The sequence below is a fragment of the Streptomyces sp. NPDC029526 genome (assembly GCF_040637405.1).
In the GTDB taxonomy this organism is placed as follows: domain Bacteria; phylum Actinomycetota; class Actinomycetes; order Streptomycetales; family Streptomycetaceae; genus Streptomyces.
The window spans coordinates 119,799-143,932 of record NZ_JBEZWE010000014.1; the positions used below are offsets into that span (position 1 = coordinate 119,799).

22 protein-coding genes are annotated in these 24,134 nt (G+C 73.8%); 13 read left to right on the plus strand and 9 right to left on the minus strand.

The annotated features are described in order from the left end of the window. Positions 1-58: 58 nt before the first annotated feature. The 4 genes from AB0F01_RS24705 to AB0F01_RS24720 form a co-directional block, all read right to left on the minus strand. Positions 59-1,864: a protein kinase gene (locus AB0F01_RS24705; RefSeq protein ID WP_362099686.1), complete on the minus strand. Its 1,806-nt coding sequence runs from the start codon at positions 1,862-1,864 to the stop codon at positions 59-61. Positions 1,865-2,151: 287 nt separating this feature from the next. After that, on the minus strand, positions 2,152-2,340 hold the full coding sequence (locus AB0F01_RS24710) for a hypothetical protein (protein WP_362099689.1): 189 nt from the start codon (positions 2,338-2,340) through the stop codon (positions 2,152-2,154). 76 nt (positions 2,341-2,416) lie between these two features. Continuing rightward, positions 2,417-3,445: a hypothetical protein gene (locus tag AB0F01_RS24715; RefSeq protein ID WP_362099692.1), complete on the minus strand. Its 1,029-nt coding sequence runs from the start codon at positions 3,443-3,445 to the stop codon at positions 2,417-2,419. A gap of 238 nt (positions 3,446-3,683) precedes the next feature. Beyond that, positions 3,684-4,025 carry a hypothetical protein gene (locus AB0F01_RS24720; protein WP_362099695.1) on the minus strand — a complete coding sequence of 114 codons (342 nt, stop codon included), beginning with the start codon at positions 4,023-4,025 and terminating at the stop codon, positions 3,684-3,686. Between the two features lie 511 nt (positions 4,026-4,536). Between AB0F01_RS24720 and AB0F01_RS24725 the strand changes: the two genes are divergently transcribed. Beyond that, positions 4,537-4,815, plus strand: a complete 279-nt coding sequence (locus tag AB0F01_RS24725) for a hypothetical protein (RefSeq protein WP_362099698.1) — start codon at positions 4,537-4,539, stop codon at positions 4,813-4,815. A gap of 272 nt (positions 4,816-5,087) precedes the next feature. On the opposite strand, the gene AB0F01_RS24730 is transcribed toward AB0F01_RS24725, so the two are convergent. After that, positions 5,088-6,056, minus strand: coding sequence for an EamA family transporter (locus AB0F01_RS24730; RefSeq protein WP_362099701.1), 969 nt, complete (start codon positions 6,054-6,056; stop codon positions 5,088-5,090). 283 nt (positions 6,057-6,339) lie between these two features. Here AB0F01_RS24730 and AB0F01_RS24735 point away from each other — a divergent pair, with 283 nt between their 5' ends. Continuing rightward, complete coding sequence (locus AB0F01_RS24735) at positions 6,340-6,792, plus strand: NUDIX domain-containing protein (protein WP_362099703.1); 453 nt, start codon at positions 6,340-6,342, stop codon at positions 6,790-6,792. Positions 6,793-6,879: 87 nt separating this feature from the next. Here AB0F01_RS24735 and AB0F01_RS24740 read toward each other — a convergent pair whose 3' ends face one another. Then, entirely contained in the window at positions 6,880-7,149 is a 270-nt protein-coding gene (locus tag AB0F01_RS24740; RefSeq protein WP_362099706.1) for a winged helix-turn-helix domain-containing protein, read from the minus strand. A gap of 183 nt (positions 7,150-7,332) precedes the next feature. Here AB0F01_RS24740 and AB0F01_RS24745 point away from each other — a divergent pair, with 183 nt between their 5' ends. Then, a complete protein-coding gene (locus AB0F01_RS24745) occupies positions 7,333-7,617 on the plus strand; it encodes a hypothetical protein (RefSeq protein ID WP_362099709.1) in 285 nt (94 codons plus the stop codon). 30 nt (positions 7,618-7,647) lie between these two features. Here the strand turns inward: AB0F01_RS24745 and AB0F01_RS24750 are convergent, their stop codons facing one another. Further along, positions 7,648-10,674, minus strand: a complete 3,027-nt coding sequence (locus AB0F01_RS24750; protein ID WP_362099712.1) for an FAD-binding and (Fe-S)-binding domain-containing protein — start codon at positions 10,672-10,674, stop codon at positions 7,648-7,650. A 1,119-nt stretch (positions 10,675-11,793) separates the two neighbouring features. Here AB0F01_RS24750 and AB0F01_RS24755 point away from each other — a divergent pair. The 7 genes from AB0F01_RS24755 to serC all read left to right on the plus strand — a co-directional run bounded on the left by AB0F01_RS24755 (position 11,794) and on the right by serC (position 19,618). Continuing rightward, positions 11,794-14,238: an ATP-binding protein gene (locus AB0F01_RS24755; protein WP_362099714.1), complete on the plus strand. Its 2,445-nt coding sequence runs from the start codon at positions 11,794-11,796 to the stop codon at positions 14,236-14,238. Next, positions 14,235-14,642: a roadblock/LC7 domain-containing protein gene (locus tag AB0F01_RS24760; protein WP_362099717.1), complete on the plus strand. Its 408-nt coding sequence runs from the start codon at positions 14,235-14,237 to the stop codon at positions 14,640-14,642. The genes AB0F01_RS24755 and AB0F01_RS24760 overlap by 4 nt, the downstream gene beginning before the upstream one ends. After that, positions 14,639-14,986: a DUF742 domain-containing protein gene (locus AB0F01_RS24765; RefSeq protein ID WP_362099720.1), complete on the plus strand. Its 348-nt coding sequence runs from the start codon at positions 14,639-14,641 to the stop codon at positions 14,984-14,986. The genes AB0F01_RS24760 and AB0F01_RS24765 overlap by 4 nt, the downstream gene beginning before the upstream one ends. Beyond that, on the plus strand, positions 14,967-15,602 hold the full coding sequence (locus AB0F01_RS24770; protein WP_362099723.1) for an ATP/GTP-binding protein: 636 nt from the start codon (positions 14,967-14,969) through the stop codon (positions 15,600-15,602). The genes AB0F01_RS24765 and AB0F01_RS24770 overlap by 20 nt, the downstream gene beginning before the upstream one ends. 41 nt (positions 15,603-15,643) lie before the next feature. After that, positions 15,644-16,846, plus strand: coding sequence for a cytochrome P450 (locus tag AB0F01_RS24775; protein WP_362099790.1), 1,203 nt, complete (start codon positions 15,644-15,646; stop codon positions 16,844-16,846). Continuing rightward, entirely contained in the window at positions 16,843-18,186 is a 1,344-nt protein-coding gene (locus AB0F01_RS24780; RefSeq protein ID WP_362099726.1) for a cytochrome P450, read from the plus strand. The genes AB0F01_RS24775 and AB0F01_RS24780 overlap by 4 nt, the downstream gene beginning before the upstream one ends. Positions 18,187-18,499: 313 nt before the next feature. Then, the gene (serC, locus tag AB0F01_RS24785) at positions 18,500-19,618 is read left to right on the plus strand and encodes a phosphoserine transaminase (protein ID WP_362099729.1); all 1,119 of its coding nucleotides are present in this window, start codon (positions 18,500-18,502) and stop codon (positions 19,616-19,618) included. Between the two features lie 99 nt (positions 19,619-19,717). Here serC and AB0F01_RS24790 read toward each other — a convergent pair whose 3' ends face one another. Continuing rightward, positions 19,718-20,731: a WD40 repeat domain-containing protein gene (locus tag AB0F01_RS24790; RefSeq protein WP_362099732.1), complete on the minus strand. Its 1,014-nt coding sequence runs from the start codon at positions 20,729-20,731 to the stop codon at positions 19,718-19,720. A 107-nt stretch (positions 20,732-20,838) separates the two neighbouring features. Here AB0F01_RS24790 and AB0F01_RS24795 point away from each other — a divergent pair, with 107 nt between their 5' ends. The 3 genes from AB0F01_RS24795 (at position 20,839) to AB0F01_RS24805 (ending at position 23,250) form a co-directional block, all read left to right on the plus strand. After that, entirely contained in the window at positions 20,839-21,516 is a 678-nt protein-coding gene (locus AB0F01_RS24795; protein WP_362099735.1) for a GDSL-type esterase/lipase family protein, read from the plus strand. Positions 21,517-21,626: 110 nt separating this feature from the next. Further along, positions 21,627-22,214, plus strand: a complete 588-nt coding sequence (locus AB0F01_RS24800; RefSeq protein WP_362099738.1) for a Uma2 family endonuclease — start codon at positions 21,627-21,629, stop codon at positions 22,212-22,214. 43 nt (positions 22,215-22,257) lie between these two features. Further along, complete coding sequence (locus AB0F01_RS24805; protein WP_362099741.1) at positions 22,258-23,250, plus strand: aldo/keto reductase; 993 nt, start codon at positions 22,258-22,260, stop codon at positions 23,248-23,250. A gap of 187 nt (positions 23,251-23,437) precedes the next feature. Here the strand turns inward: AB0F01_RS24805 and thpR are convergent, their stop codons facing one another. Beyond that, positions 23,438-24,010, minus strand: coding sequence for an RNA 2',3'-cyclic phosphodiesterase (thpR, locus tag AB0F01_RS24810; RefSeq protein ID WP_362099744.1), 573 nt, complete (start codon positions 24,008-24,010; stop codon positions 23,438-23,440). Between the last annotated feature and the right edge of the window lie 124 nt (positions 24,011-24,134).

Here is a 24,134-nt window from a genome sequence, read left to right on the forward strand (position 1 = left end):
GCTTTTTTGTTACCCGGTCGTTCCTGCCCGTGTCACGAGCCGCCGAACGCCACGACCCTCAGGTCTTGCGCCAGACGGTCAGGTCCACCCTGACAAAGCCGAGCTTCGGAATCGCGGTCGACTTCGTCTGCACGACGAGCAGCCCCACGTTGCCGTCCTGGTCCCGCACGCAGATCTCCGTGCCCGCCGCGACGGCGGCCATCGGGACGCGACGGGTTTTCGTGTTCGCGGTCATGAGGTCGCACATGTCGTGGGTGCCGTCACCGGGATCGCCGTAGACCCGGGTGAACACCACGCTGTCGCTCTCCAGTTCGCAGCTGACCTCGGAGCAGCTGAACCGGATGTCCTCCTTGCGGTTGTCGTACACCGTGCCGTCGCCGTAGCGCAGGGAGTCGTCGGGGGTCAGCATCAGACCGTTGTAGCCGTGCGCCCGCGGCTTCCCGTCCGCGTCGGCTCCGGCCCCGGTGTCCCGCCCGGCCGACGCGTCCGCGCCCGCCCCGGACCCCGCCCCGGCCCCGGTCCCGGACTTGTCCGCGTCCGCGTCCGTGCCCTCCCCCGCGCCCGTGCCCTCGCCCTCGCCACCGGACCCCGCCGGCCGGTTCGCGTCCGGTCCGGGTGTGCCGGAGGCGGAGGCGGCCGTGTCCCGGCCGCGTCCACCGTCTCCCCGGTCGAGGTCGCCCACCGCGTCCAGCACCGTCCAGGCCGCCGCGATCACCAGCCCGACGGCGGCGACTCCGGCCGCTCCGTACAGTCCCAGGCGCCGGCGCCGGCTCCGCCGGTCCTGAGGGGTGGACGGCGGCCGGGGCGCAGCGAAGGGCCCGTACGGGGCCCCGTAGGGGTGTCCGTAGGGATGCCCGTACGGGCCGGCGGGCGGGATCGGGGCCGCACCGGCCACGGGTCCCGCGGGCCCCGCCGACACCGTGTGCACCGCGGTCGGCGCCACGTCCGGTCCCGGGTGCGCGGTCGGCGGCGGCACCGTCACCTGCGGGCCGGCGATCTCCTGCCAGACGTCCGCCCCGGCCCCCGCATCGGCGTCCCGTCCCAGAGCCTCACGGCAGAACGCGACGACCTCCGCCGGGGTGGGTCTGTCCTCCGGGGTCTCGACCAGGCACCGGGCGAGCAACCCGCGCAGCCGGTCGGGCAGTTCGGACAGGTCGGGGGCGGAGTGCACGATGCGGTACAGCACGCTCACCGCCGGCCCGTCGCCGTACAGCGGGCGGCCGAGCGCCGCGAAGGCGGCCGTCTGGGCGAGCGCGAAGACGTCCGTGGCGGCCGACACCTCGCCGCCGGACGCCTGCTCGGGGGCCATGAAGTGGGGCGTGCCGATGGTGGCGCCGGTGGCGGTGTGGGCGGTCGCGTCGACGGCGCGGGCGATGCCGAAGTCGATGACCCGCGGCCCGTCGGACGCCAGCAGGACGTTGGACGGCTTGAGGTCCCGGTGCACGATCCCGGCCCCGTGGATGGCCTGCAACGCCTCGGCGATCCCCGCCGTCAGCCACAGCACCGCCGTCTCGGGCAGCGGCCCGCGCCGGGCGACGGCCTCCGTGAGGGAGGGGCCCGGCACGTACAGCGTGGCCAGCCAGGGCGGTACGGCCTCCGGGTCGGCGTCGATCAGTTCGGCGGTGTAGGCACCCTTCACCGTCCGCGCCGCCCCGACCTCCCGGGCGAAGCGCCGCCGGAAGGTCGGGTCGTCGGCCAGTTCCGAGCGCACGACCTTGACGGCCACCGGCCGGCCGCCGTGCGTGTGCGCGAGGTACACCCGCCCCATCCCGCCCGCACCCAGCCGCGCCGCGAGCCGGTACTCCCCCACGGTGCGCGGATCCTCGTCCTGCAACGGCTGGAATGCCTCGGCCGTATCCGTCATCGGTTCCCTCCCCGTTGTACCGATGAGTGGATCAGCAGCCTAAGCGCTCAACATCGCCACGAGTCGGGGCGGGCAGCGCCGAGGGGGCGGGGCACCGTGGTGAAGGGACAGGCACCTGGTGGCTCGGCGGGTGTGCGCCCTGTCGGCCGCGGGAAGGCCCTCGGCAGCATCGCCGAGGGCATCTCCTGCCGGGTGAGCGCGGTCCGGCGGCGCTGTGGCCGACACTCACCCCCTGCGCACCCACGTCAACGGTCCGGCAGCCCGGGGCCGACGGGCCTGTGCCCCTGTCAGGGACGCCGATCCCCTTGTCGCCCTCGATGGTGGAACGCGATTCGCCCGGCCACCAGTGCGGGCAGACCCACCATGAGCCACCCCGCGACGGCCCAGTCCCGTACGGCTCCGACCGTCAGGACCACTGCCAGATAGACGACGGCGACCACCGCGAGATCCCGGCCCACGGCTCCGTACCCGGACATTGCAGCCCTTCCTTCCCGTGCTGATGGGGGACATGGACGGACTGTTGCCGTCCGCCGGCTGACCACCGGCAGGTGGTCAGCACTTGTAGCGCTTCCAGCCCTTGATGACCCCGACGTAGGTCAGCTTCCATTCCACGCACTGCTTGGCCTTGGCCGCGTCCTTGGCCTGCCCCCACAGGGAGGCGGCCTGAAGACCGGTGGCCGCCGCACAACCGGCCGACGCCGCGGGATTGGGGATCTTGCCGCAGGCCATGGCGGCCGCGATGACCGCGAACGTCGGCATGGTGGCCTTGGCCAGATCCTTCACCTCGCTCTTGCTGAACCGCAGGTAGATGTACCGACCCAGGCTGACCTTCGGGTCGGCGACAACGGGGAACGCCGTATCAGGAGATGTCTCGATCGTCTGAACGAGAGTGCTCCCCTCGAGCCGGTATCGCGTGGTCAGCGGACGCCCCTCGGCGTCCTTGGCCCACGGAGCGTCGATGGAGCCAATGATCTTGGCTTGGTCGCCGGTGCCCTGACTGATGACGTAACCACCGGATCCATCGGCCAGGAGGGTGGCACCCGCGGGAAGTCCCACCGGGAACCGCTGCTCGGTGGCCGCTGCGGAGTCCTTGAGAGTGACCAGCACGCGAACGCCGGCATCCTTGGTCGGCTGCACCGCCAGGTCCGTGGACGGGGCCGCGTCCGGGTATACGACCGTGCCGCTGCCGGCCTTCGTACCACGAGCGGCAGTACCACCGTTCAACGCCACGGTCAAACGGGTGTTCCCCACTGCAGCGGTCACGGCATCTGACGCGACCGTCGGGGCCGTGATCCTCACTTCCTGGCCTTCGACCCTCGTCAGCGCGATGGCCGGGGCGTCCCGAGCAGCGGTGCTGTCCGCGATGTCGGCCGTACCGGTGACCGCCTCGACTGTCGCCGCAGCGTTCAACGGCCGTGTCGCGTCATCAGCCATGGCTACGGGTGAGCCCGCAGCAAGCAATGCGGCGCCGGTGAGGAGAGCGACGCCGCACATCGTCGTACGGCGCCCCGTCATGAACCGAAGCACTTCTTCCCCCTTGTGGGACGTTCCAGGAAGCGTCGTCCTGGTCAGGGACGACACGCACTGAAGATCCTTACACGCGCCGAAGGGGCGGAATGATCAATTCCCTGTGAAGAAGATCAATGGAACCTCACGGTCCTCAACTGCATCGCCTCTCGGGCTCCGATGCAGAGGAGCGACCACCCATGCGGTCAGGCACTCCGATCCGTGCCGAAGAAGGGGGCACTGCACGTGCCCGCAGGCCAGGGCCAGGAGTCGTCCGAGCCGGTTCTGTCCGGACGGCGCCGCCCACACCAGTTCACGGCATCCGACGTCCCTTCTTCGCCGCCTCCCGCTCATACCCCTTGGTTTCCCACCACTCCTCCGACAGGCCGCGGACCAAGGACACGAGCATGGCGAGCCGGTCGGGTTCGGGCGCGGGCGAAGTGAGCACGTCCACGAAGGACTTGTCGTCCCACGGCAGCGTGACCTCCCAGTGCTCCTCCTCCTGGCGACCTTCACGCGCGACGGCCAGTCGGTACGTCAAGGTCGCACTGCGGTCCCGGTGGTGGTCGATGCGCAGGTCGGAGACGTCGAACCGCGTACCGCGGCTGGTGAACGAGCGCGCCAGGGCGCGTTCCGTCGGAGTCCGCGCCGCCATCAACAGTCCGCTCCTTCCGCCCTGTTCCGGTGAGGGTGAACGAGTTCCCGCGCGGGCCACCGCCGGCGCGAGGGCCGGCACGGTTCACCGGCTTCCCCATCAGGTCTCGCAGACCGGGTCGACGGCAGTCCGCGCCGCCGACCCGGCACGGCTCTTCGGTCGTGCCTGTTCCTCATCTTCCTCGTCATCGCCGTCCGGCCACTGAACGACCTCGCTCACCGGATCGGCTGGTCCGACCGGCGACGCCGCCCTCGCCGAAGCGACGGGTGAGCGTCGAGAAGGTCGCGTTCGCGCCGAAACTCGGCGGGCGGAGAAAGCGCTTCACGGCATCGCTGTCCCGAATTCCCCCGGCCGTCGCACGGAAATTATCGCCTCTTGACCGAACACCTCGAAGGTGAAGTGTCCGACGCGCGGGTAGCGTGCACGCGCGTTCCGTGACCGATATCGAGACGCCGGGCTCCGCCGTATCCCTCCCCGGCCACGGCGAGCCCCGCCCGGGGGAGTTTTCCGGATGACCGAGACCCAGTCGCCTCACGCCGCATCCGAAGGCACGTGGGCCCTGCCGCTGCTGGTGCTGATACCGCTGACGGTGCTCAGGATGTTCGCGGATCCTTCCGCGGGACCCTGGCCGATCCTGGGGTGGTGCCTCATCGCCCTGGCCGTCCTGCTCCTGGCGGCCGGGTGGGCAACCGTCTTCCGTCATGGATCGCGACGGCGCGGTGCATGGGGCACGTGCCTCCTCGTGCACGCCGCACTGGTCTGGCAAACGGTGCTCCTGCTGCGGCAGTGAATCGCGAAGGGACGCGCGCGGAGAACGTTCCGAGGATGCGGAGGGGAGCAAAATGGGCGGCACGGTGTCCCTTTCCGCTGTACTCCCGCCACAGGTACTTCGGGCACCGCATCAAGCGGAATACGGATAGCGGTCACGGGGCGGGCAGGGCACCTCCCTCGGGGCCGGTTTCCGGTGAACCCGACGGGGAAATCGTCGTGGGGTCCGGGCGCCCGGGGCGCTGTGACCTCCGTGATCCGACGAGCCCCGTGATCCGACGGGGCGGGCGGCTGTCAGTCCTTGGTGAGGTCCACGCGGGCCCTCGTCCGGCGTCGCGGGCCCACCTGGGTGCGGACCGCGCCCATGCTCGCCGCGATGACCAGGGAGATGGCGGCGGCCTCGGTCAGGCTGAGGGCCTGGCTGAGGACGAGGAAGCCGGCCATGGCTGCGATCGCGGGCTCCAGGCTCATCAGGATGGCGAACGTGGAGGCGGGCAGCCTGCGCAGGGCGAGGAGTTCCAGGGTGTACGGCAGCACGGAGGACAGCACGGCGACCGCCGCGCCCAGCGCGAACGTCGTCGGCTCGATCAGCTTGGTCCCGGCCTCCATGATGCCCAGCGGCAGGAACAGCACCGCCGCGACGCCCATCGCGAGCGCCAGCCCGTCCGCCTGCGGGAAGCGGCGTCCGGTCCGCGCGCTGAACACGATGTAGGCGGCCCACATCACGCCCGCCGCCAGGGCGAAGGCCACGCCCAGCGGATCGAGGCGGTCGAATCCCCCGCCGCCCAGCAGGAAGACGCCGGCCAGGGCCAGCCCGGCCCAGAGGAAGTTGATCGCGCGCCGGGACGCCAGCACGGACAGGGCCAGCGGGCCCAGCACTTCCAGGGTGACGGCCGGGCCGAGCGGGATGCGCGCCACCGACTGGTAGAAGAGGCCGTTCATCGCGGCCATGGCGATCCCGAACACGACCACCGTGGTCCAGTCGGCGCGCGAGTGCCCGCGCAGCCGAGGCCGGCACACCGCGAGCAGCACCACGGCGGCCACCAGCAGCCGCAGCGACACCACCCCGAGGGCGCCCGCCCTCGGCATCAGGGTCACCGCGAGGGCGCCGCCGAACTGGACGGATATCCCGCCGGCGAGGACCAGGCCCACCGGCCCCAGCGAACCCCGCCCGTGCGACGCGCCGCCGGGGACGGACGGGCCACCGCCCGTCGCGGGGACGGCGGCCTGGGTGGACGGGGTGGCGGGGCTGGGCGTGGTCACGGGACCTTCCTGGGACGCGGTGCGGAGAGCGGGAATCCTGGCGGGGGGCGTGCACCGGAATGCATCACCCGGTCCAGGGTAATGTCCCCGGTACAGGACCGTGAGGCATGTACGTACCTGACGATGAGGCTCGCGGCCCGCCCCGGTCAACCCCCTTCCAGCCTGCGGGCCACACGCCGCCCCCGACCCGTGACCGCGCCGGCCCGGCCGGACCGGTACGGTTCCCAGCGGCGATCACCCGCCCCCGGCCCGTCACCTCCCGTCACCACTCCTCCGAGGTCCCGTGCGACGACTTGTCACCCGCGTCTGGCGACTCCTGCGCCCCTTCCAGAGCCGCATCATGTGGCTCCTGCACGCCAAGTTCGTCGTCGGCGTGACCGGTGTGGTGCGCGACGACGAGGGGCGGGTGCTGCTGCTCCGGCACCGAATGTGGCCGCCGGGACGGCAGTGGGGCCTGCCCAGCGGATTCGCCCGCAAGGGCGAGGACTTCCGGCAGACCGTGGTCCGCGAGGTCAAGGAGGAGACCGGCCTGGACGTCGAGGTGGGCCCCCTGGTCATGCTGAACAGCGGCCTGCGCACGCGCATGGAGGTGGCCTACGAGGCCCGGCTGCTCGGCGGCGAGCTGCGCCTGGACCCGTTCGAGATCCTGGAGGCCCGCTGGTGCCTCCCGGACGACCTCCCCGAGGAGGTCCAGCCCGTCTGCCACCCGCTGGTCCGGGGCGAGACGACGCCGTAGAGGCGGCTGCGGGCCCGATGCCCGTCCGGATGCCGGTCCGGATTTCGGTCCGGATTGCGGACCGGGTTCCGGCCCGGGGTCCTGCCGTCAGGTGCCGGAGGCGGGCCCGTCGGCCGCGGACGGCCCCTTCGGCTCGGCGACGAAGGAGCCGAGGCCGGGCTCGGTGTACGTCAGCCCTTCTTCCCGCAGCGCGCGCAGCACCTTGTGAGCCGTGGCGTTGGCGATCCCGAACTCCGCGGTGAGCTGCACCACGGAGGGCACGCGCGTGCGCGGCGGGTAGGTGCCGTCGGCGATCCGGCCGCGCACCACCTCGGCGACCTGGCGCCAGCGGGGAATATCGGGAGCGAACTCGATCACCGATTCAGGATGAGCATACTTAGCGCAGTACGCGATACAGGGGATACCTAGCATGCCTAGAATGCCTTACGCCTCGCACGGCTTGCCCCTGCCCGTGGCGTGGCAACGCGCTGATCACCTCGACCGGAGCCGATGACATGACCGACCACCCCGCCCACCCCCTCACCTCACCGGGACACCCCCATGGACGCACCTGAGCCCCGCCTGCTCCCCTGGTCCGGCGTGGACGGAAAGCCCTGCTACCTGATCACGGACGACGGTCTCGACGGGCCGGTCTCCCGGCTCGCCGACACGACGGAGACGGTGCAGCTCGGCATGGGCGCCGACGTCCTCGCCCACGCCCGCGCGCTGATCCCCGACGCGCTGCCCGGCGAACTGCGGCACCTCGCCGAGTGCCTGACCGTGGCCCTCGCGGACGCGCTGCGGGTGGCGGAGAGCCGGGGCCGACGGCTGCGGCGGCTCGTCTGAGCGCCGTCCGGACACCCGCACCCTCGGTGCTCACGCCCCGTCGTCCAATGCCCCGCCGTCCGACACCCCGTCGTCCAACGCCCCGCCGTCCGACACCCCGTCGTCCAGCGCCTCGGCCAGCGCCTCCGCGAGGTGACGGCCGCGCACGCCCGCGAGCTGCTCCAGCTGGGTGCGGCAGGAGAAGCCGTCGGCCAGGACCACGGTGCCGTCCGGGGCGTCCCGGACGGCGGGAAGCAGCTGTTCCTCCGCGCAGGCCGTGGAGACCTCGTAGTGGCCCTTCTCGAAGCCGAAGTTGCCCGCCAGGCCGCAGCAGCCGCCGGACAGGTCGCCGGTGAGGCCGGCGGCGTGGCGGAGGCGGCGGTCCGGGGCGTCGCCGAGGACCGCGTGCTGGTGGCAGTGGGTCTGGCCGGTGACGGGGCGGTTCAGGGCGGGTGGGGCCCAGCCGGGGGCGTACTGCTCCAGCGCCTCCGCGAAGGTCAGGACGCGGCCGGCCAGCCGGGCGGCCCGGGGGTCGTCGTGGAGCAGTTCGGGAGCGTCGGTGCGCAGGGCCGCCGCACAGCTGGGTTCCAGGACGACGAGCGGGGCGTCGGTGGCGAGCACGGGTTCCAGCAGGTCCAGCGTGCGGCGCAGCACGGCGCGGGCCCGGTCGAGCTGGCCGGTGGAGACGTAGGTCAGTCCGCAGCAGACCCGGCCGCGGCGGGCCGTGAGCAGGGAGAGGGCCGAGCGGGAGCGGGCGTCCCCGACCGGGCGGCGGCCCCGGCGCAGGGTCGGCGGCAGCGCCACCCGCAGGCCCGCCGCCTCCAGCACCCGGACGGCGGCCCGGCCCACCGAGGGCGACAGGTGCTCCGTGAAGGTGTCCGGCCACAGGACCACCAGCGTCCCCGCGCCCGTCCCGCCGCCGTCCGCCCCACGCCCCTCGGCCTCCGCCGCACGACCCTCGGCCTCCGCCCCACGGCCCCCGGCCTCCGCCCCACGGTCCCCGGCCTCCGCCGCACCCCCGGTCGGCGCGGCTCCTCCGGCCCCCACGCCGGGTGTCCGCCGCGTCCGCCACCACCGCGTGAACGTCCGGTCCGCCACCCGGGGGATCTGCCGCTCCCCCGCGATCCCGCCCAGCCGTTTCGCCGCGCTCGCGAGCGGCCCCACCGAGGCGAGGGCGTTGACGAGCGCCGCCGAGCGCGTCCGCGCCACCCAGCCGAGCCACACCGGCAGCCACCCCATCGCGTAGTGGGCGGCGGGACGGCGCCGGCCGGCGTAGTGGTGGTGCAGGAACTCCGCCTTGTAGGTGGCCATGTCGACGCCCACCGGGCAGTCGGAGCGGCAGCCCTTGCAGGACAGGCACAGGTCGAGGGCGTCACGCACCTCCGTCGAGCGCCAGCCGTCCGTCACCAGCTCACCGGCGAGCATCTCGTGCAGCAGCCGGGCGCGCCCACGCGTGGAGTGCTCCTCCTCGCCGGTCGCGCGGAACGACGGGCACATCACCGCCGGCCCCGACGCCGACGTCGTACGGCACTTGGCGACGCCCACGCAGCGGCGGACCGCGGCCGAGAAGTCGCCGCCGTCGGCCGGGTAGCCGAACGCCACGTCCACCGGCTCCCGGGGCAGGACGGCGAACCGCAGGTCCGCGTCCAGGGGCGCCGGGTCCACCAGCATGCCCGGGTTGAGCAGGCCGTCCGGGTCCCAGACGCCCTTGACCCGCTCGAAGAGGGCGACCGTCTCCGCGCCGTACATGCGCGGCAGCAGTTCGGCCCGCGCCTGTCCGTCCCCGTGCTCCCCGGACAGCGAGCCGCCGTGGGCGACGACCAGGTCGGCCAGTTCCTCGGAGAAGCGGCGGAAGCGGGCCACGCCCGGCTCCGTCAGCAGGTCGAAGTCGATCCGGACGTGGATGCAGCCGTCCCCGAAGTGCCCGTAGGGGGCGCCGCGCAGGCCGTGGGCGGCGAGCAGGCCCCGGAAGTCGCGGAGGTACGCGCCCAGCCGGGCGGGCGGCACCGCGCAGTCCTCCCAGCCGGGCCACGCCTCGGTGCCGTCCGGCATCCGGGTCGCGGTGCCGCTGGCGTCCTCGCGGATCCGCCACAGGGTGCGCTGCCGCGCCGGGTCGGTGACCACCACGGCGTCCAGGGCGTCGGCCGCGCGGACCACCGACTCCGCCCGCGCGCGGGCCTGGGCCGCCGTGTCGCCGCCGGTCTCCACGAACAGCCAGGCGCCCCCGCGCGGCAGGTCCACGGCCTCCGGCACGAGATCGGCCGCCATGCCCTCCACGGTCAGCGGCCCGCACGGCAGCAGGCCCGCCGCCGCTTCGGCGGCCCCGCTCTCGTCGGCGTACCCGAGCACGGCGAGCGCCCGTGCGCGCGGGGCGGGCACGAGGTCCACCACCGCCTCGGTCAGGAGGGCCAGCGTGCCCTCCGACCCGCAGAGGGAGCGGGCGACGTCGCCCCCGTTCTCGGGCAGCAGGGCGTCCAGCGCGTAGCCGGAGATGCGGCGGGGCAGGTCGGGGAACCCGGTGCGCAGCCGGGCCAGTTCCCCGTCGACGAGCCGCCGCAGGCCCGCCGGGGCGCCGGCCCAGTCCCGGCCCGCGTCCAGCCGCTCGCCGCGCGCGGTCACCACCGACAGCTCGCGGACGTTGTCGGCGGTGGTGCCCCAGGCCACCGAGTGGGACCCGCAGGAGTTGTTCCCGATCATGCCGCCGAGCGTGCAGCGGCCGTGCGTGGACGGGTCCGGCCCGAACCGCAGACCGTGCGGGGCGGCGGCCTCCTGGAGCCGGTCCAGCACGAGGCCGGGCTGGACGACCGCGGTACGGGCGCCCGGGTCGAGGGCGAGCAGCCGGTTCATGTGCCGGGTGAAGTCCAGCACCACACCGGTACCGGTCGCCTGCCCCGCGATCGACGTGCCGCCGCCGCGCGCGACCACCGGGACGCCCCGTTCCCGGCAGACCTCCAGCACGGCCGCCACGTCGTCGGCGTCCCGGGGCGCGACCACGCCCAGCGGCACGCGGCGGTAGTTGGAGGCGTCCATGGTGGTCAGTGCCCGCGCGGTCGTGCCGAAGTCCACCTCACCGGCCATCGCGGAACGCAGCGCGTCCCGCAGCTCACGGGAGTCCGCCGAACCACCGGGGGCAGCGCCCCGCCCCCCGGCTCCGCCCGATCCCCCGGTCCCGGCCCCGCCACGGCCACCCGCGCCACCGGTGGCGCCCGGCCTGCCCGTCCCGGCTGCGCCACGTCCACCCGTGCCACCGGGAGCGTCCGGCCCTCCCGTCCCCCGCGGCCCGCCGGTCCCGCCCGGCTCGTTCGTCCGGCCCGGCTGGTCCGGCCCGCCCGGCTCGCCGGTTCCGCCCGGCCGGTCCGTCCCGTCCGTCCCGTCCGGCCTTCCGGTCCTGGCCCCGCCAGGCCCACCCGCGCCACCGCGAGTACCCGGCCTGCCGGTCCCTCCCGGCTCGTCGGCCCCGGCCCCGCCACGCCCAGCCGCGCCACCGGTGGCGCCCAGCCCTCCGGTCCCGCTCCCGCCACGTCCACCCGGGCCACTCTTCCCGCCCGGCCCGCCAGCCCCGGCCCCGCCACGTCCCCCCAGGCCATCGGGGGCGCCCGGCTCGTTCGTCCCGTCCGGCTGGTTCGTCCCGTCCGTCCCGTCTGTGGTGCCCGTCATGGTCCCAGCATGCCCCGGCCCGGCGGCCCGGCCCCAGCCCCGGGGCGCGGCCCGGCCCCGCAGGACCGAGACGCGCCCCCGGCCTCCCCGACGCGCCGCCCCGTCCGACAGCCGCGAACCCGGCCAGGGCCCCCGCCGCTCCACCGCACCCGCTCCACCGCACCCGGCCGCCCCCCGCGTCACGGCCCACCGCACCCGGCCGCCCCCCGCGTCACGGCACTCCGGCCTCCCCGGTGGGCCGCCCGCCCGGTCGACGGGCGGGGAGCCGATCTGGCACCCGCACCCCTTCGGCCACCGCCCCGAATGCCGTGGCCGATTCCCTTCGTCATCCGGTCCCGTCCCGCGAACTGGAAGGGATACTTCCCAAAGCGATCACGAACTCCCATATAGTGACCGCGAGTTGCGCGTTGACCCATCGCTCTCGTCCGAAACGTGACCCCAAAAAAGACAACGGCGGCCACGCGGGCCACGGCCGAGCGCGGTGACCCCCGGCACGCGCACCCGCGGACCAGCCCGAGGACCCGACCGAGGACCTGATTGATGACCTCCCCCCTGCTCCCCGGCGACCGCCCCACCCCACGCGCCCTACTGCCGATCCCCTTGCTGACCGCGGCCCTTGCCGCGCTCGGGACCGTGGCGGCCGTCCTGCTGGGGCCGGAGTCGGCCCGGGGCGCCGTGGGATGGACCGCGGCGATCGCCGGCCTGCTGCTCTGCGCGGTCGCGACGGTGGCCGCGCACGCCGTCCTGACGGCACGCGCGGCCCGCGGACGGCTGGAGACCGTCAGCCAGGACGTCGGACGGCTGCTGCAGGAACGCGCCCGGGTGGCGGAGGACGCCCGCCGCCAGCACGAACGACTCACCGGCGAACTCAACCGCGAGCGCGCCCGGTTGTCCGCCGAGCTGGACCAGGAGCGCGCCCATCTGGCGGAGACGCTGAGCGCGGAACGCGACCGGCTGAGCGAACACCACGCCGCCCAGAGCGCCCAGTTGTCGCTCCAGCACGCCGAGGAGAAGGCCGGACTCACCGAGGCCCACACCGCCGAGATCGAACGGCTCACCGCCGAGCACGCCGAGAAGCTGCGCCTCATCACCGAGGAACACACCGCCCACACCGCCCGGTTGACCCGCGACCTCGACGAGGAGCGGGCCGGCTGGGCCGACGAGCGGAACCGCCTCACCGAGGAGCGCGAGCGGCTCCGCGAGGAGAACACCCGGCTGACGCGGGACCTGCGCGAGGCCAACAGCGCCCGCGCGGCCGCCGTGTCGGCCACCGCGAACACCGCCGGCCGGATGCAGGCGCTGGCCACCGGCATGCTCGCGGACCTGCGCGCCATGGAGGAGAAGCACCAGGACGAGGAGGTGCTGGCCGACCTGCTCCACCTCGACCACCGCACCGCCCAGGCGGGCCGCCTGGCCGACTCCGTCGCCGTCCTGACCGGCGCCCGCTCCGGCCGCCGCTGGGCCCGGCCCATCGGCATGGAGTCCATCCTGCGCGGCGCCATGGGCCGCATCAGCGGCTACCAGCGGGTCCGCGTCCACTCCACCAGCGACACCGCCGTCGCCGGGCACGCCGCCGAGGGCGTCATGCACGCGCTCGCCGAACTCCTCGACAACGCCGCGAACTTCTCGCCGCCGACCGCCGAGGTGCACGTCTACGTGGAGGAGGTCCCGGCGGGCGTCATCGTCTCCGTCGAGGACAGCGGGCTCGTCATGGGCGAGTCCCAGCTCCGCCGCGCCGAACGCGCGGTCTCCGGCGAGTCCGCCGAACTCGGCGGCCTGACCGGCACCCGGCTGGGCCTCGCGGTGGTGGGCCGGCTGGCCCGGCGGTACGGCCTGCGGGTCTCCTACCGTCCCTCGGCCCGCGGCGGCACCGGCGTCCTGATGCTCGTCCCCCAGGACATCCTCGTACCGCCGGAGTCGGCCGTCGCCCCGGCCGCCGGCACCCCGCAGGCCACGGCCGGAGCGCCGTCCTCCGCCCCGTCCTCCGCTCCCTTCTCCGGCGCCACCGCGCGGACGACGTCGGCCGCCGCGGAACCGGCCCTCCCGTCCCGGACGGCCCCCGGCGGCGAACCGGAGCCCCGTCACGGCACCGCCGCCCGGTCCGAGGCCGGTCACGGTGCCCGCGAGGGGACGGCACCCGGCCGCACGGCTCACAACGGCACGGCCCGCCCCGCGCTGCGCACCCCGTCCGGCGCCACGGAGCCCCCGGCCCCGTCGTCCTACGCGGCGGGCCGTGCCGGGGCCGCCGAGCCGGCCCCGGAGCCGCTGCCGTCCCACGGCTCCCCGGCCGCCGGCACCCCCGGATCCGCCCCGGGCTCCGACGCGCCCGCGCCGCTCACGCTGCCGCGCCGCCGCCGGGGCCGCACCCTCGCGGAGGCCGAGCGCACCCGGCAGGACACCACCCCCGCTGCGCGCCCCGCGCCGACCGCCGAGGAGACCCGGGCCCGCACCGCCCGCTTCCACTCCTTCCGTCAGGCCGTCCGCACCGTCGCGGAGGAGACGGCCACGGGCCCGGACGGGACCCCCCGGCCCCAGAGCCCGGACGAGGCCCCCCGGCCCCAGCGCGCGAACGGGACCCCCCAGGACCCGGACCGGTCCCCCCGGGCACGGCAGGACACCGCCCCCGAAGCGGCCACCACCGCCACGGCCACCGCGCCCTCCGCCGACACCGACACCGACGCCGCCATCGACACCACCGATGTCGAAGCCCCGTCCCCGGCCGCCTCACCGCCCCCGGCCCCTTCCTCCCGGGAGCAGGACAGCCGGAACGCCGAGGACACCGGGAACGCCCAGGACACCCGGGACACCCGGGAAGCCCCCGGCACCCCCGAGTTCACCCAGACGCCCGAGTCCACCGAGACCCCGGAGGCCTCCGAGACCCCGGAGGTCTCCGAGACCCCCGGCGTCCAGGAGGTCACCGGATCCCCCGAGACCTCCGACCCCGCAGCAACCCCCCGCATCCCGGAAGGCGACACGACCACATGACCGGCACGACGACCGCCGACGACAAGCTCACCTGGCTGATCGAGGGCCTGCTGGAGCGCACGCCGGGCGCGCGGCACGCGCTCGTGCTGTCCCGTGACGGCCTGAAACTGTGCCGCACCCCGGAACTCTCCGCCGACCAGGCCGACCAACTCGCCGCCATCGCCGCGGGCATCCAGTCCCTGTCCCACGGCGCCTCCGTCGAGTTCGGCGACGGCAGCGGCGGCGTGCGCTCGGCGATGACCGAGTTCTACGGCGGTGTGCTGTTCATCGTCGAGGCGGGCGAGGGCGCGCACCTGGCCGTCGTCACGGCGGAGGACGCGGACGCCGGACTCGTCGGCCACAACATGAGCGAGCTCGTGGAACAGCTCGGCGAGCACCTGACCGCCCAGCCCCGGACCTCATGAGCAGGCCGGGCAGGGACGACGCGCCGGACCGGCTCTACACGCTCACCCAGGGACGCAGCCGGTCCGGCCCCGACAACCCCTTCGACCTGGTGACCCTCGTCGTCGCCGAGTGCGACCCGGCGCCCGGCATGCAGTCCGAGCACGCGGAGATCCTGCGGCTGACCGAACGCCCCACGGCGGTGGTGGAGATCGCCGCCGTGCTGAAGCTGCCGGTGAGCATCACGCGCATCCTGCTGTCCGACCTGCTCGCGGCCGGCCGGGTCAGCGCCCGGCACCCGCGCAGAACCGCCGTTCCCGACCCCGACATCCTGGAGCAGGTGCTCGTTGGACTCCGCAACCTCTGACCCGCGCCCCACGGACGGGGCCCGCACACCGCTCGGCTCGTCGGCCGCCAACGGCCTCAAGATCGTCGTCGTGGGCGGCTTCGGCGCCGGGAAGACCACCATGGTCCGCTCGGTCAGCGAGATCCGTCCCCTCAACACCGAGGAGACGATGACCCAGGCGGGCGAGGCCGTCGACGACGTCAGCGGGGTGCGCGGCAAGACCGCGACCACCGTCGCCTTCGACTTCGGCCGCATCACGCTCGACGCGCACAACGTGCTGTACCTGTTCGGGGCGCCCGGCCAGGAACGCTTCTGGTTCCTGTGGGACCGGCTGTTCTCCGGCACGCTGGGCGCGGTCGTCCTCGTCGACACCCGGCGCATCGACGACTCCTGGTACGCCATCGACCGGCTGGAGAAGCACGGCACGCCGTTCATCGTGGCCTGCAACGACTTCGGCGGTCCCACCTTCACCCCGCAGCAGATCCGCGAGGCGCTGGACCTCGACCCGCACGTGCCGCTGGTCAACTGCGACGCACGGTCCCGGGAGTCCAGCAAGATCGTGCTGATCACGCTGGTGGAGCACATCCAGGCCCGGTACGCCTCCCCCTCCCGCGACTCCCGTCAGGAGCTGGTGTGAGCCCCGCCCCCCATCCCGCCCCGCAACCCGACCCCGTCCGCCTGAGCGGGCCCCTGCTCCAGGACGACCCGGCCAGGGTGTACCGGGAGATGCGGCGCGCCCACGGCAGCGTCGTCCCCGTCCTGCTCGACGGGGACATACCGGCCTGGCTGGTGCTCGGCTACCGCGAACTGCACCAGATCACCGGCGACCCGGTGCTGTTCAGCCGCGACTCCGACCTGTGGAGCCAGTGGGTGAACATCCCCGACGACTGGCCGCTGCTGCCGATGATCGGCCGCAAGCAGCCGTCGATCCTCTACACGGTCGGTGAACGGCACCGGCAGCGCGCCGGGATGATGACCGCCGCGCTGGAGGCGGTGGACCCGTTCGAACTGCGGCGCTCCGCCGAGAAGTTCGCCGACGAACTGATCGACGGCATCTGCCCCGAGGGCCGCGCCGACATCATCGCCGAGTACGCGATGCTGCTCCCGGTGCGGGTGCTGACCCGGCTCTACGGCTTCACCGACGACCAGGGCCCCGCCCTGGTCACCGCTCTCAACGACATGATCGACGGGCGGGAACGGGCCATCGCCGGGCAGACCCACCTGTTCACGTCGATGACGGAGCTGGTGGCGCTGCGCCAGGAGCAGCCCGCCGACGACGTGGTGACCCGGATGCTCGCCGACACGTCCGGGTTCACCGACGAGGAGATCGTCCAGGACCTGATGGTGATGATGGCGGCCGGGCACCAGCCCACCGCCGACTGGATCGGCAACTCGCTCCATCTGATGCTCACCGACAGCCGGTTCGCCGCCTCCCTGTTCGGGGGCCGCAACAGCATCGCCGAGGCGATGAACGAGGTGCTGTGGGAGGACACCCCCACCCAGAACGTGGCCGGGCGCTGGGCGTCCCGCGACACCCAGCTGGGCGGGCGCCGCATCCGGGCCGGCGACATGCTGCTGCTCGGCCTCCAGGGCGCCAACGCCGACCCGCAGGTGCGCACCGACGGCTCCGCCCTGACCGGCGGCAACGGCGCCCACTTCTCCTTCGGCCACGGCGAACACCGCTGCCCCTTCCCGGCGCAGGAGATCGCCGAGGTGATCGCGCGCACCGGCATCGAGGTCGTCCTCGACCGGCTGCCGGACATCGACCTCGCGGTGCCGGCCGCCTCACTCTCCCGCCGCCCGTCGCCCTGGCTGCGCGGGCTGTCCGAACTTCCGGTCATCTTCACCCCCACCCCCGCCCTGGGAGGAACGCCCGCATGACGGCCGCCACGGAACCCACCGCATCCGACCCGAACGCCGCCGCCCCGACCGTCCCGGACCCGGCGTCGGCCCCGGACCAGAAACCGGGCACGGACCCGGTGCCGGGCACCTGCCCGGCGGCGTCGAGCCCGGACCGCATCCACCTCGACCCCTTCGTCTCCGACCTGGACGCGGAGAGCGCCGCGCTGCGGGCCGCCGGGCCGCTGGCCGCCGTGACCCTGCCGGGCGGCGTGGACGTGTGGGCGGTCACCCACCACGCCGAGGCCAAGAAGCTGCTGACCGACCCCCGGCTGGTGAAGGACATCACCGTCTGGGGCGCCTGGCAGCGCGGCGAGATAGCCCCCGACTGGCCGCTGATCGGCCTGGCCAACCCGCCCCGCTCCATGCTCACCGTGGACGGCGCCGACCACCGCCGCCTGCGCACCCTGGTCGCGCAGGCGCTCACCCCGCGCCGGGTGGAGCACATGCGGGAGCGCATCACCGAGCTGACCGGGTCCCTGCTCGACGAGGTGGCCGCCGCCCCGGGCGACACCGTCGACCTCAAGGCGCTGTTCGCGTACCCGCTGCCCATGTACGTGATCGCGGACCTGATGGGCCTGGCGGAGGAACGGCTGCCGCGCCTGAAGGAACTGTTCGAGAAGTTCTTCTCCACCCAGACCCCGCCCGAGGAGGTCGTCGCCACGCTCACCGAGCTGGCCGCGATCATGACCGAGACGGTCGCGCACAAGCGCGAGAACCCGGGCGACGACCTGACGTCCGCGCTGATCCTGGCGTCGGAGAACGGCGACCGGCTCACCGACGAGGAGATCGTCTCCACGCTCCAGCTGATGGTCGCCGCCGGGCACGAGACGACGATCTCGCTCATCGTCAACGCGGTCGTCAACCTCTCCACCCACCCCGAGCAGCGCGCCCTGGTGCTGTCCGGGAAGGCCGACTGGTCCGCGGTGATCGAGGAGACGCTGCGCTGGTCCACGCCGACCTCGCACGTCCTCATCCGGTTCGCCACCGAGGACGTGCCCGTCGGCGACAAGGTGCTGCCCGCCGGGGACGCGCTGATCGTGTCCTACGCGGCGATCGGCCGCGACGAGCAGGCCCACGGCCCGACCGCCGGCGACTTCGACATCACCCGCGAGAGCGCCAACCGGCACATCTCCTTCGGCCACGGCCCCCACGTCTGCCCGGGCGCCGCCCTGTCCCGGCTGGAGGCCGGCGTGGCGCTCCCCGCGCTCTACGCCCGCTTCCCGGACCTGGACCTGGCCGTCCCGGCCACCGAGCTGCGCAACAAGCCGGTCGTCACCCAGAACGACCTGTACGAGCTGCCGGTACGCCTCGGCACCTGACGCCCCCGGGTCGGCCGGCGGGCGAGCCCCGCCCGCCGGGCGCCCGCCGGGCACCCCACGTGCGCCAGCGCACCCCTCCACCCACCGGCCCCCGCGCACCCCCTGCACCCACCGGCCCCGGCAGACACCAGCCCGACCGATCCGCCCGCCACCCCGGCGGGCACCGGCCCGCCCGATCCACCCACCACCCCGCCGGACCCTGCGGGACCGCCCCCGCCCCACCCGCGGACACCACCGGGGCGGGTCCACCGGCCGTCTCAGCGGACGGACGAAACGCGCCCCGCGCGTCCGTCAGCCGCTAGGCTCCCCTGTCGTGGCTGAGATCCAGATTCCCGCTGACATCAAGCCCGCCGACGGACGTTTCGGCGCGGGTCCCTCCAAGGTGCGGACGGAGGCGCTGGACGCCCTGGCCGCGACCGGCACGTCCCTCCTCGGCACCTCCCACCGCCAGGCCCCGGTGAAGAACCTGGTCGGCAGCGTGCGCGAGGGCGTCCACGAGCTGTTCCAGCTCCCCGAGGGCTACGAGGTCGTGCTCGGCAACGGCGGCTCCACCGCCTTCTGGGACATCGCGACCCACGGCCTGATCGAGAACAGGTCGCAGCACCTCACCTTCGGCGAGTTCAGCTCCAAGTTCGCCAAGGCCGCCAAGCTGGCCCCCTGGCTCGCCGACCCGGACGTCGTCTCCGCCGACCCCGGCACGCACCCCGAGCCGGTGGCCACCGCCGGCGTCGACGTCTACGCCCTCACCCACAACGAGACCTCGACCGGCGTCGCCATGCCGATCAAGCGGCCGGCCGGCGCCGACGAGGGCGCGCTCGTCCTGGTCGACGCGACCTCCGGCGCGGGCGGCCTGCCCGTCGACATCGCCGAGACCGACGTCTACTACTTCGCCCCGCAGAAGTCCTTCGCCTCCGACGGCGGCCTGTGGATCGGCGTGTTCTCCCCGGCCGCGATCGAGCGCGTCGAGCGGATCCACGCGAGCGGCCGGCACGTCCCGGAGTTCTTCTCCCTGCCCACGGCGATCGACAACTCCCGCAAGAACCAGACGTACAACACCCCGGCCCTGGCCACCCTGTTCCTGCTCGACCAGCAGCTGAAGTGGCTCAACGGCCAGGGCGGCCTGGACTGGGCGGTCCGCCGCACCGCCACCTCCGCCCGGACCCTGTACGGCTGGGCCGAGGACATCAAGTACGCCAACCCGTTCGTCACCGACCCGGCCAAGCGCTCCCAGGTCATCGGCACCATCGACTTCACCGACGAGGTCGACGCGTCCGCCGTCGCCAAGGTGCTGCGCGCCAACGGCATCGTCGACACCGAGCCCTACCGCAAGCTGGGCCGCAACCAGCTCCGCGTGGCGATGTTCCCGGCCGTCGACCCGGCCGACGTGGAGGCGCTGACCAAGTGCGTCGACCACGTCATCGAGAAGCTGTAGCCGTACCGCGTCGTACGTGATCAGAGGCGCCCGGCGGTGATCCGCCGGGCGCCTCCGCACGTTCGCACACCCGGGGCCCGCGCCTCGGGGCCGCGCCCCTCACCCCCGTCGGCGCCGCCGCCCCAGCGCGAACAGGAGCACGCAGATCACCGCCACGGCGGCGCCGCCGAGCTTGACGCCGTCCCCGAGCGCGTCGTCCCCGGCCGCGGCGCCGTCGGCACCGCTCGAGCCCTGGCCGCCGTCGCCGCCGTCACCCTCCGCGGCCTTCGCGCCGGGCGCCTCGCGCGCCTCCACCGGGCTCTGGGTGCCCTCCGTGCCGTACAGGATGCGGGTGCCGTCCGCGGAGAACGTGACGGACTCCCCCTGACCCTGGAGCGGCACGCTGAGCCGGCCCTTGCGCTGCGGCTTGCCGTCGTTCCAGGCGTAGTGGATGCCGCCGAGGTAGCCGCGCACGGCGAGGTGTTCGCCGTCCGGGGACAGGGCGGCGTCGGTGGCCCACAGGTCGATCGGGACGGTGCGCCGGAAGACGTTGGGGCCGGACGCGGAGAGCTCGGCGGGCCCCTCGTACAGGTGCCCGCCGTCCTCGTTCTTGTCGATGATGTAGACGCGCCCGGTCTTCGGGTGCACGACCATCGACTCGGCGTCCCGCGCCCCGTCGGCGTACGTCACGACGTACTGCGTGGCCCGCACGGTGCGGTCGCTCAACTCCTCCGGCTCCGGAAGCTCGTAGATCCACACGTGGGGCCAGGTGCCGCCGAGGTTGTCGCCGATGTCCCCGACGAAGATGCGGTTGCCGGGGCCGATCGAGATGGCCTCCACGTCGCGGGGCGACCCGATGCCGGTCAGGGTGAGCCGGGCGACGGTCTCGCCGGTCGCGCTGTCGACGGCGTACAGGTAGGGGCCGTCGTCGCTGTCGTTGTGGGTCCAGTAGATGCCGGGGTGCTGCCGGGACGCGGCGAGGCCGCTGGACTCGGTGATCCGCGGGTCCTTGATCGTGAACCCCCCGTCGCCCGCGCTCCGCGTCCGCGGGCCCTCCCCCTCGGCTGCGGAGGCGGGCACGGCGAGCGCCCCCGTGAGGAGGGCGGCGGCGAGCAGGGCGAAGGGTCGGCGCATGCCCCAAGCCTGCCATCAGGCAGGCTAGTTCGGCGCCGGTGGGGATCACCCGGACGCGTGGCCGGTCTCACACCCCGTCGGCGGGGGTGATCCACGATGATGAGCGGATGCTCAGGTTCATGCCCGTGGGTGACTCGATGACGATCGGGAGCGCGGGTGAACACACCTGGCGCTACCGGCTGTGGCAGCACCTGTGCGGAACGTTCGGCGGCCCGTTCACCTTCACCGGCCCGCGCGAGACCCTCTACGACAAGGCCGCCGAGGCGCCCATCTCGTACGCCTACGCCGACCCGGACTTCCCCCGCGGCCACCTCGCCGGCTGGGGCGAGGGCTGGCACCATCTGGCCCCGCTCATCGGCGAGTCCGTCCGCGCCGCCCGCGCCGACGTGCTGCTGGTCTCCCTCGGCCTGATCGACCTCGGCTTCTACACCAACGCCGAGCAGACCGCCGACAACGTCCGCGCCTTCGTCGCCGACGCCCGCGCGGCCCGGCCGAAGGTGCGCATGGTGATCATGCCGGTGCTGCACAACGTCCGCGCCGACCAGGACGCCGCCTTCGCCGCCCAGGTCGCCCGCTTCAACGACCTCCTCGCCAAGACGGTCATAGACCTCGGCACCGACACCTCCCCCCTCCTGCTCGCCGACCCGGCGGACACCTACGACTTCCGGACCGACACCTACGACGGCACCCACCCCAACGAGCGGGGCGAGCACCGCATGGCGGCAGCCTTCGCCGACGCGATGTGGCAGCACTGGGACCTGGGCGGCCCCTACGGGGAGGTCTAGCCACCCGGCGGGACGGCCCGGGCAGGACGGCACCGTGTCCTGCTCACCGTGCGTATCGTTGTACCGCGCGGTCGCATTCGTCCGTGGGTGCGACGGGGAGGAGCGCCACGATGACCGTCGTCGAAGACAGGATCGCCATGGCCGACGTCGACTCCGAGCGTCTGGACGAGTGGTTCGAGCGGCTGGAGCGGATGCCCGTCCCCGAGGGATGCAGGGTCGAGATCGTCGGGGGCAACGTCTACCTGACACCGCAGCGCGACACCCATTGGGCCATCATCTTCCGGATGGCCATGGCCGTCGAAGCGCGGTTCGGCAAGGACGCGAAGGTGTTCTCCGACGTCCGCATCGACTTCCCCGGCCATGAGAACGGCTTCTGCCCCGACGTGGCGGTGCTCGGCGCCGACGCCGAGAAGGACGACCGGGGCCGGTGGCGCCACACGGACGTCCGGTTCGTCTTCGAGGTCATCTCCGAGGGCACGGCCGCCAACGACTACGGGCCGAAGAAGGCCGCGTACGCGACCGCCGGAATCCCCCTGTACGTCATCGCCGACCCCTACCTGGGGCGCTGCTTCGTCTACACCGACCCCAAGAACGGTGACTACGTCACCAGGACCAGGGTGGACTTCGGCGACGACATCGACCTGACCGGCACCGTGGCCGATCTGACGCTGCCGACCGACGGCTTCCCCCGGGACTGATCCCCTTGCTTGGAGCGCACTCCAGGACGTTGGCTGGGGAACCATGGAGTACACGCAGCTCGGACGCACGGGACTCAAGGTCAGCCGCCTCGTCCTCGGGACGATGAACTTCGGTCCGCAGACCGACGAGGACGACAGCCACGCCATCATGGACGCGGCGCTCGACGCCGGTCTGAACTTCTTCGACACGGCCAACGTCTACGGGTGGGGCGAGAACAAGGGCCGCACCGAGTCGATCATCGGCAACTGGTTCGCCCAGGGCGGCGACCGGCGCGACAAGGTCGTCCTCGCCACCAAGGTCTACGGCAACATGGCCGCCGACGGCGACGCCTGGCCGAACCACGACAAGCTGTCCGCGGTCAACATCAGGCGGGCCGTGGACGCCAGCCTGAAGCGGCTGCAGACCGACTACATCGACCTGTACCAGTTCCACCACATCGACCGCAGCACCCCGTTCGAGGAGATCTGGCAGGCGATCGACGTCCTGATCCAGCAGGGCAAGATCCTCTACGTCGGCTCCTCCAACTTCCCCGGCTACAAGATCGCCCAGGCCAACGAGATCGCCGCCCGGCGCGGCGGCACCATCGGCCTGGTCAGCGAGCAGTGCCTCTACAACCTCGCCGAGCGGCGCGCCGAGATGGAGGTCGTCCCGGCGGCGCAGGAGTACGGGCTCGGGGTGATCCCCTGGTCGCCGCTGCACGGCGGTCTGCTGGGCGGAGTGCTCAAGAAGCAGGCCGAGGGCAGGCGCCGGGCCTCCGGCCGGGCCGCGGAGTTCCTCGACGACCCCGCCTCGCGGGCGCGGATCCAGGCGTACGAGGACCTGCTCGACAAGCACGGCATCGCCCCCGGCGAGGCCGCCCTGGCCTGGCTGCTCACCCGGCCCGGCGTGACCGGACCGATCGTCGGGCCGCGCACGAAGGAGCAGCTCGACTCGGCCCTGCGGGCGGTGGAGCTGGAGCTGAGCGAGGAGCTGCTGGCGTCCCTGGACGAGATCTTCCCGGGGCCGGGCCCCTCCCCGGAGGCGTTCGCCTGGTGACACCAGGGGCGTTCGCCCGCTGACGACATCCGCCCGCTGACGAGGTCGGCACGTCGGCGCGCACGACCGGGCGCGGGCGGCGGCGCTGCTACTTGCCCAGGGCCGCCGCCAGCGCCACGACGACGAACATCAGTATCAGCGCACCGGCCATGATCCGGTTACGGGTCTTCGGGTCCACGCTCCGAGGTTAACCGGCCGCACCGAGGGCGTGGCGGGCGACCGCCTCGTAGCGGGGCTGCTCGCCCGGCACGCCCGACGTCGGCAGGCTGCTGCGGACGAGGGCCAGCTCGGTCACGGTCCAGGTGCGGCTGCGGTAGCCGCCGAGGACGTCCAGGTGGGGCCGCACGTCGTGGTCGGTGCGGCTCCGGGCCAGGGTCAGGTGCGGGCGGTAGCGGCGGTGGTCCTCCATCGGGACGCCGGCCTTGCGGGCGGCGGCCTCGGAGCGGTCGGCCAGCAGCCGCAGGGTGCGCAGGTCGCCGTCGACGCCGGTCCACAGGGCCCGGCCCCGGCCGAACCGGCCGCCCCCGCCGAGCGCCAGCTCGAAGGGTTCGGTGCGGGCCGCGGCCCGTTCCAGGCGGACGTCCAGGTCCGGGACGAGGACGTCGTCGACCTCGCCGTAGAAGGCGAGGGTGACGTGCCAGCCGGGCCGCCCGGTCCACCGCAGGGTGTCCGCACCGGGCAGCGCCCGCAGCCGCTCCACCTCGGCGGTGAGCGAGCGGGTCACGTCGTCGGGGGGCAGTACGGCGGCGAAGAGTCTCATGGGTCCAGTTTCGCGGGTGACCGGGGGCCGGACGGATCTCGCGGGTGACCAGGGCCCGGACCGCTCTCGGGCCGCGGCCGGGCCTCCCCCGTGCGCGCGGCAGAAGCCGGCCCCCGGGGCACCG

What these genes read in the sequence shown, in the direction of transcription:
- AB0F01_RS24705 (WP_362099686.1), bottom strand. Translation starts at nt 1,864, where the DNA reads ATGACGGATACGGCCGAGGCATTCCAGCCGTTGCAGGACGAGGATCCG.
- AB0F01_RS24710 (WP_362099689.1), bottom strand. Translation starts at nt 2,340, where the DNA reads ATGTCCGGGTACGGAGCCGTGGGCCGGGATCTCGCGGTGGTCGCCGTC.
- AB0F01_RS24720 (WP_362099695.1), bottom strand. Translation starts at nt 4,025, where the DNA reads ATGGCGGCGCGGACTCCGACGGAACGCGCCCTGGCGCGCTCGTTCACC.
- AB0F01_RS24725 (WP_362099698.1), top strand. Translation starts at nt 4,537, where the DNA reads ATGACCGAGACCCAGTCGCCTCACGCCGCATCCGAAGGCACGTGGGCC.
- AB0F01_RS24745 (WP_362099709.1), top strand. Translation starts at nt 7,333, where the DNA reads ATGGACGCACCTGAGCCCCGCCTGCTCCCCTGGTCCGGCGTGGACGGA.
- AB0F01_RS24750 (WP_362099712.1), bottom strand. Translation starts at nt 10,674, where the DNA reads ATGGCCGGTGAGGTGGACTTCGGCACGACCGCGCGGGCACTGACCACC.
- AB0F01_RS24755 (WP_362099714.1), top strand. Translation starts at nt 11,794, where the DNA reads ATGACCTCCCCCCTGCTCCCCGGCGACCGCCCCACCCCACGCGCCCTA.
- AB0F01_RS24760 (WP_362099717.1), top strand. Translation starts at nt 14,235, where the DNA reads ATGACCGGCACGACGACCGCCGACGACAAGCTCACCTGGCTGATCGAG.
- AB0F01_RS24765 (WP_362099720.1), top strand. Translation starts at nt 14,639, where the DNA reads ATGAGCAGGCCGGGCAGGGACGACGCGCCGGACCGGCTCTACACGCTC.
- AB0F01_RS24780 (WP_362099726.1), top strand. Translation starts at nt 16,843, where the DNA reads ATGACGGCCGCCACGGAACCCACCGCATCCGACCCGAACGCCGCCGCC.
- AB0F01_RS24790 (WP_362099732.1), bottom strand. Translation starts at nt 20,731, where the DNA reads ATGCGCCGACCCTTCGCCCTGCTCGCCGCCGCCCTCCTCACGGGGGCG.
- AB0F01_RS24795 (WP_362099735.1), top strand. Translation starts at nt 20,839, where the DNA reads ATGCTCAGGTTCATGCCCGTGGGTGACTCGATGACGATCGGGAGCGCG.
- AB0F01_RS24800 (WP_362099738.1), top strand. Translation starts at nt 21,627, where the DNA reads ATGACCGTCGTCGAAGACAGGATCGCCATGGCCGACGTCGACTCCGAG.
- AB0F01_RS24805 (WP_362099741.1), top strand. Translation starts at nt 22,258, where the DNA reads ATGGAGTACACGCAGCTCGGACGCACGGGACTCAAGGTCAGCCGCCTC.
- thpR (WP_362099744.1), bottom strand. Translation starts at nt 24,010, where the DNA reads ATGAGACTCTTCGCCGCCGTACTGCCCCCCGACGACGTGACCCGCTCG.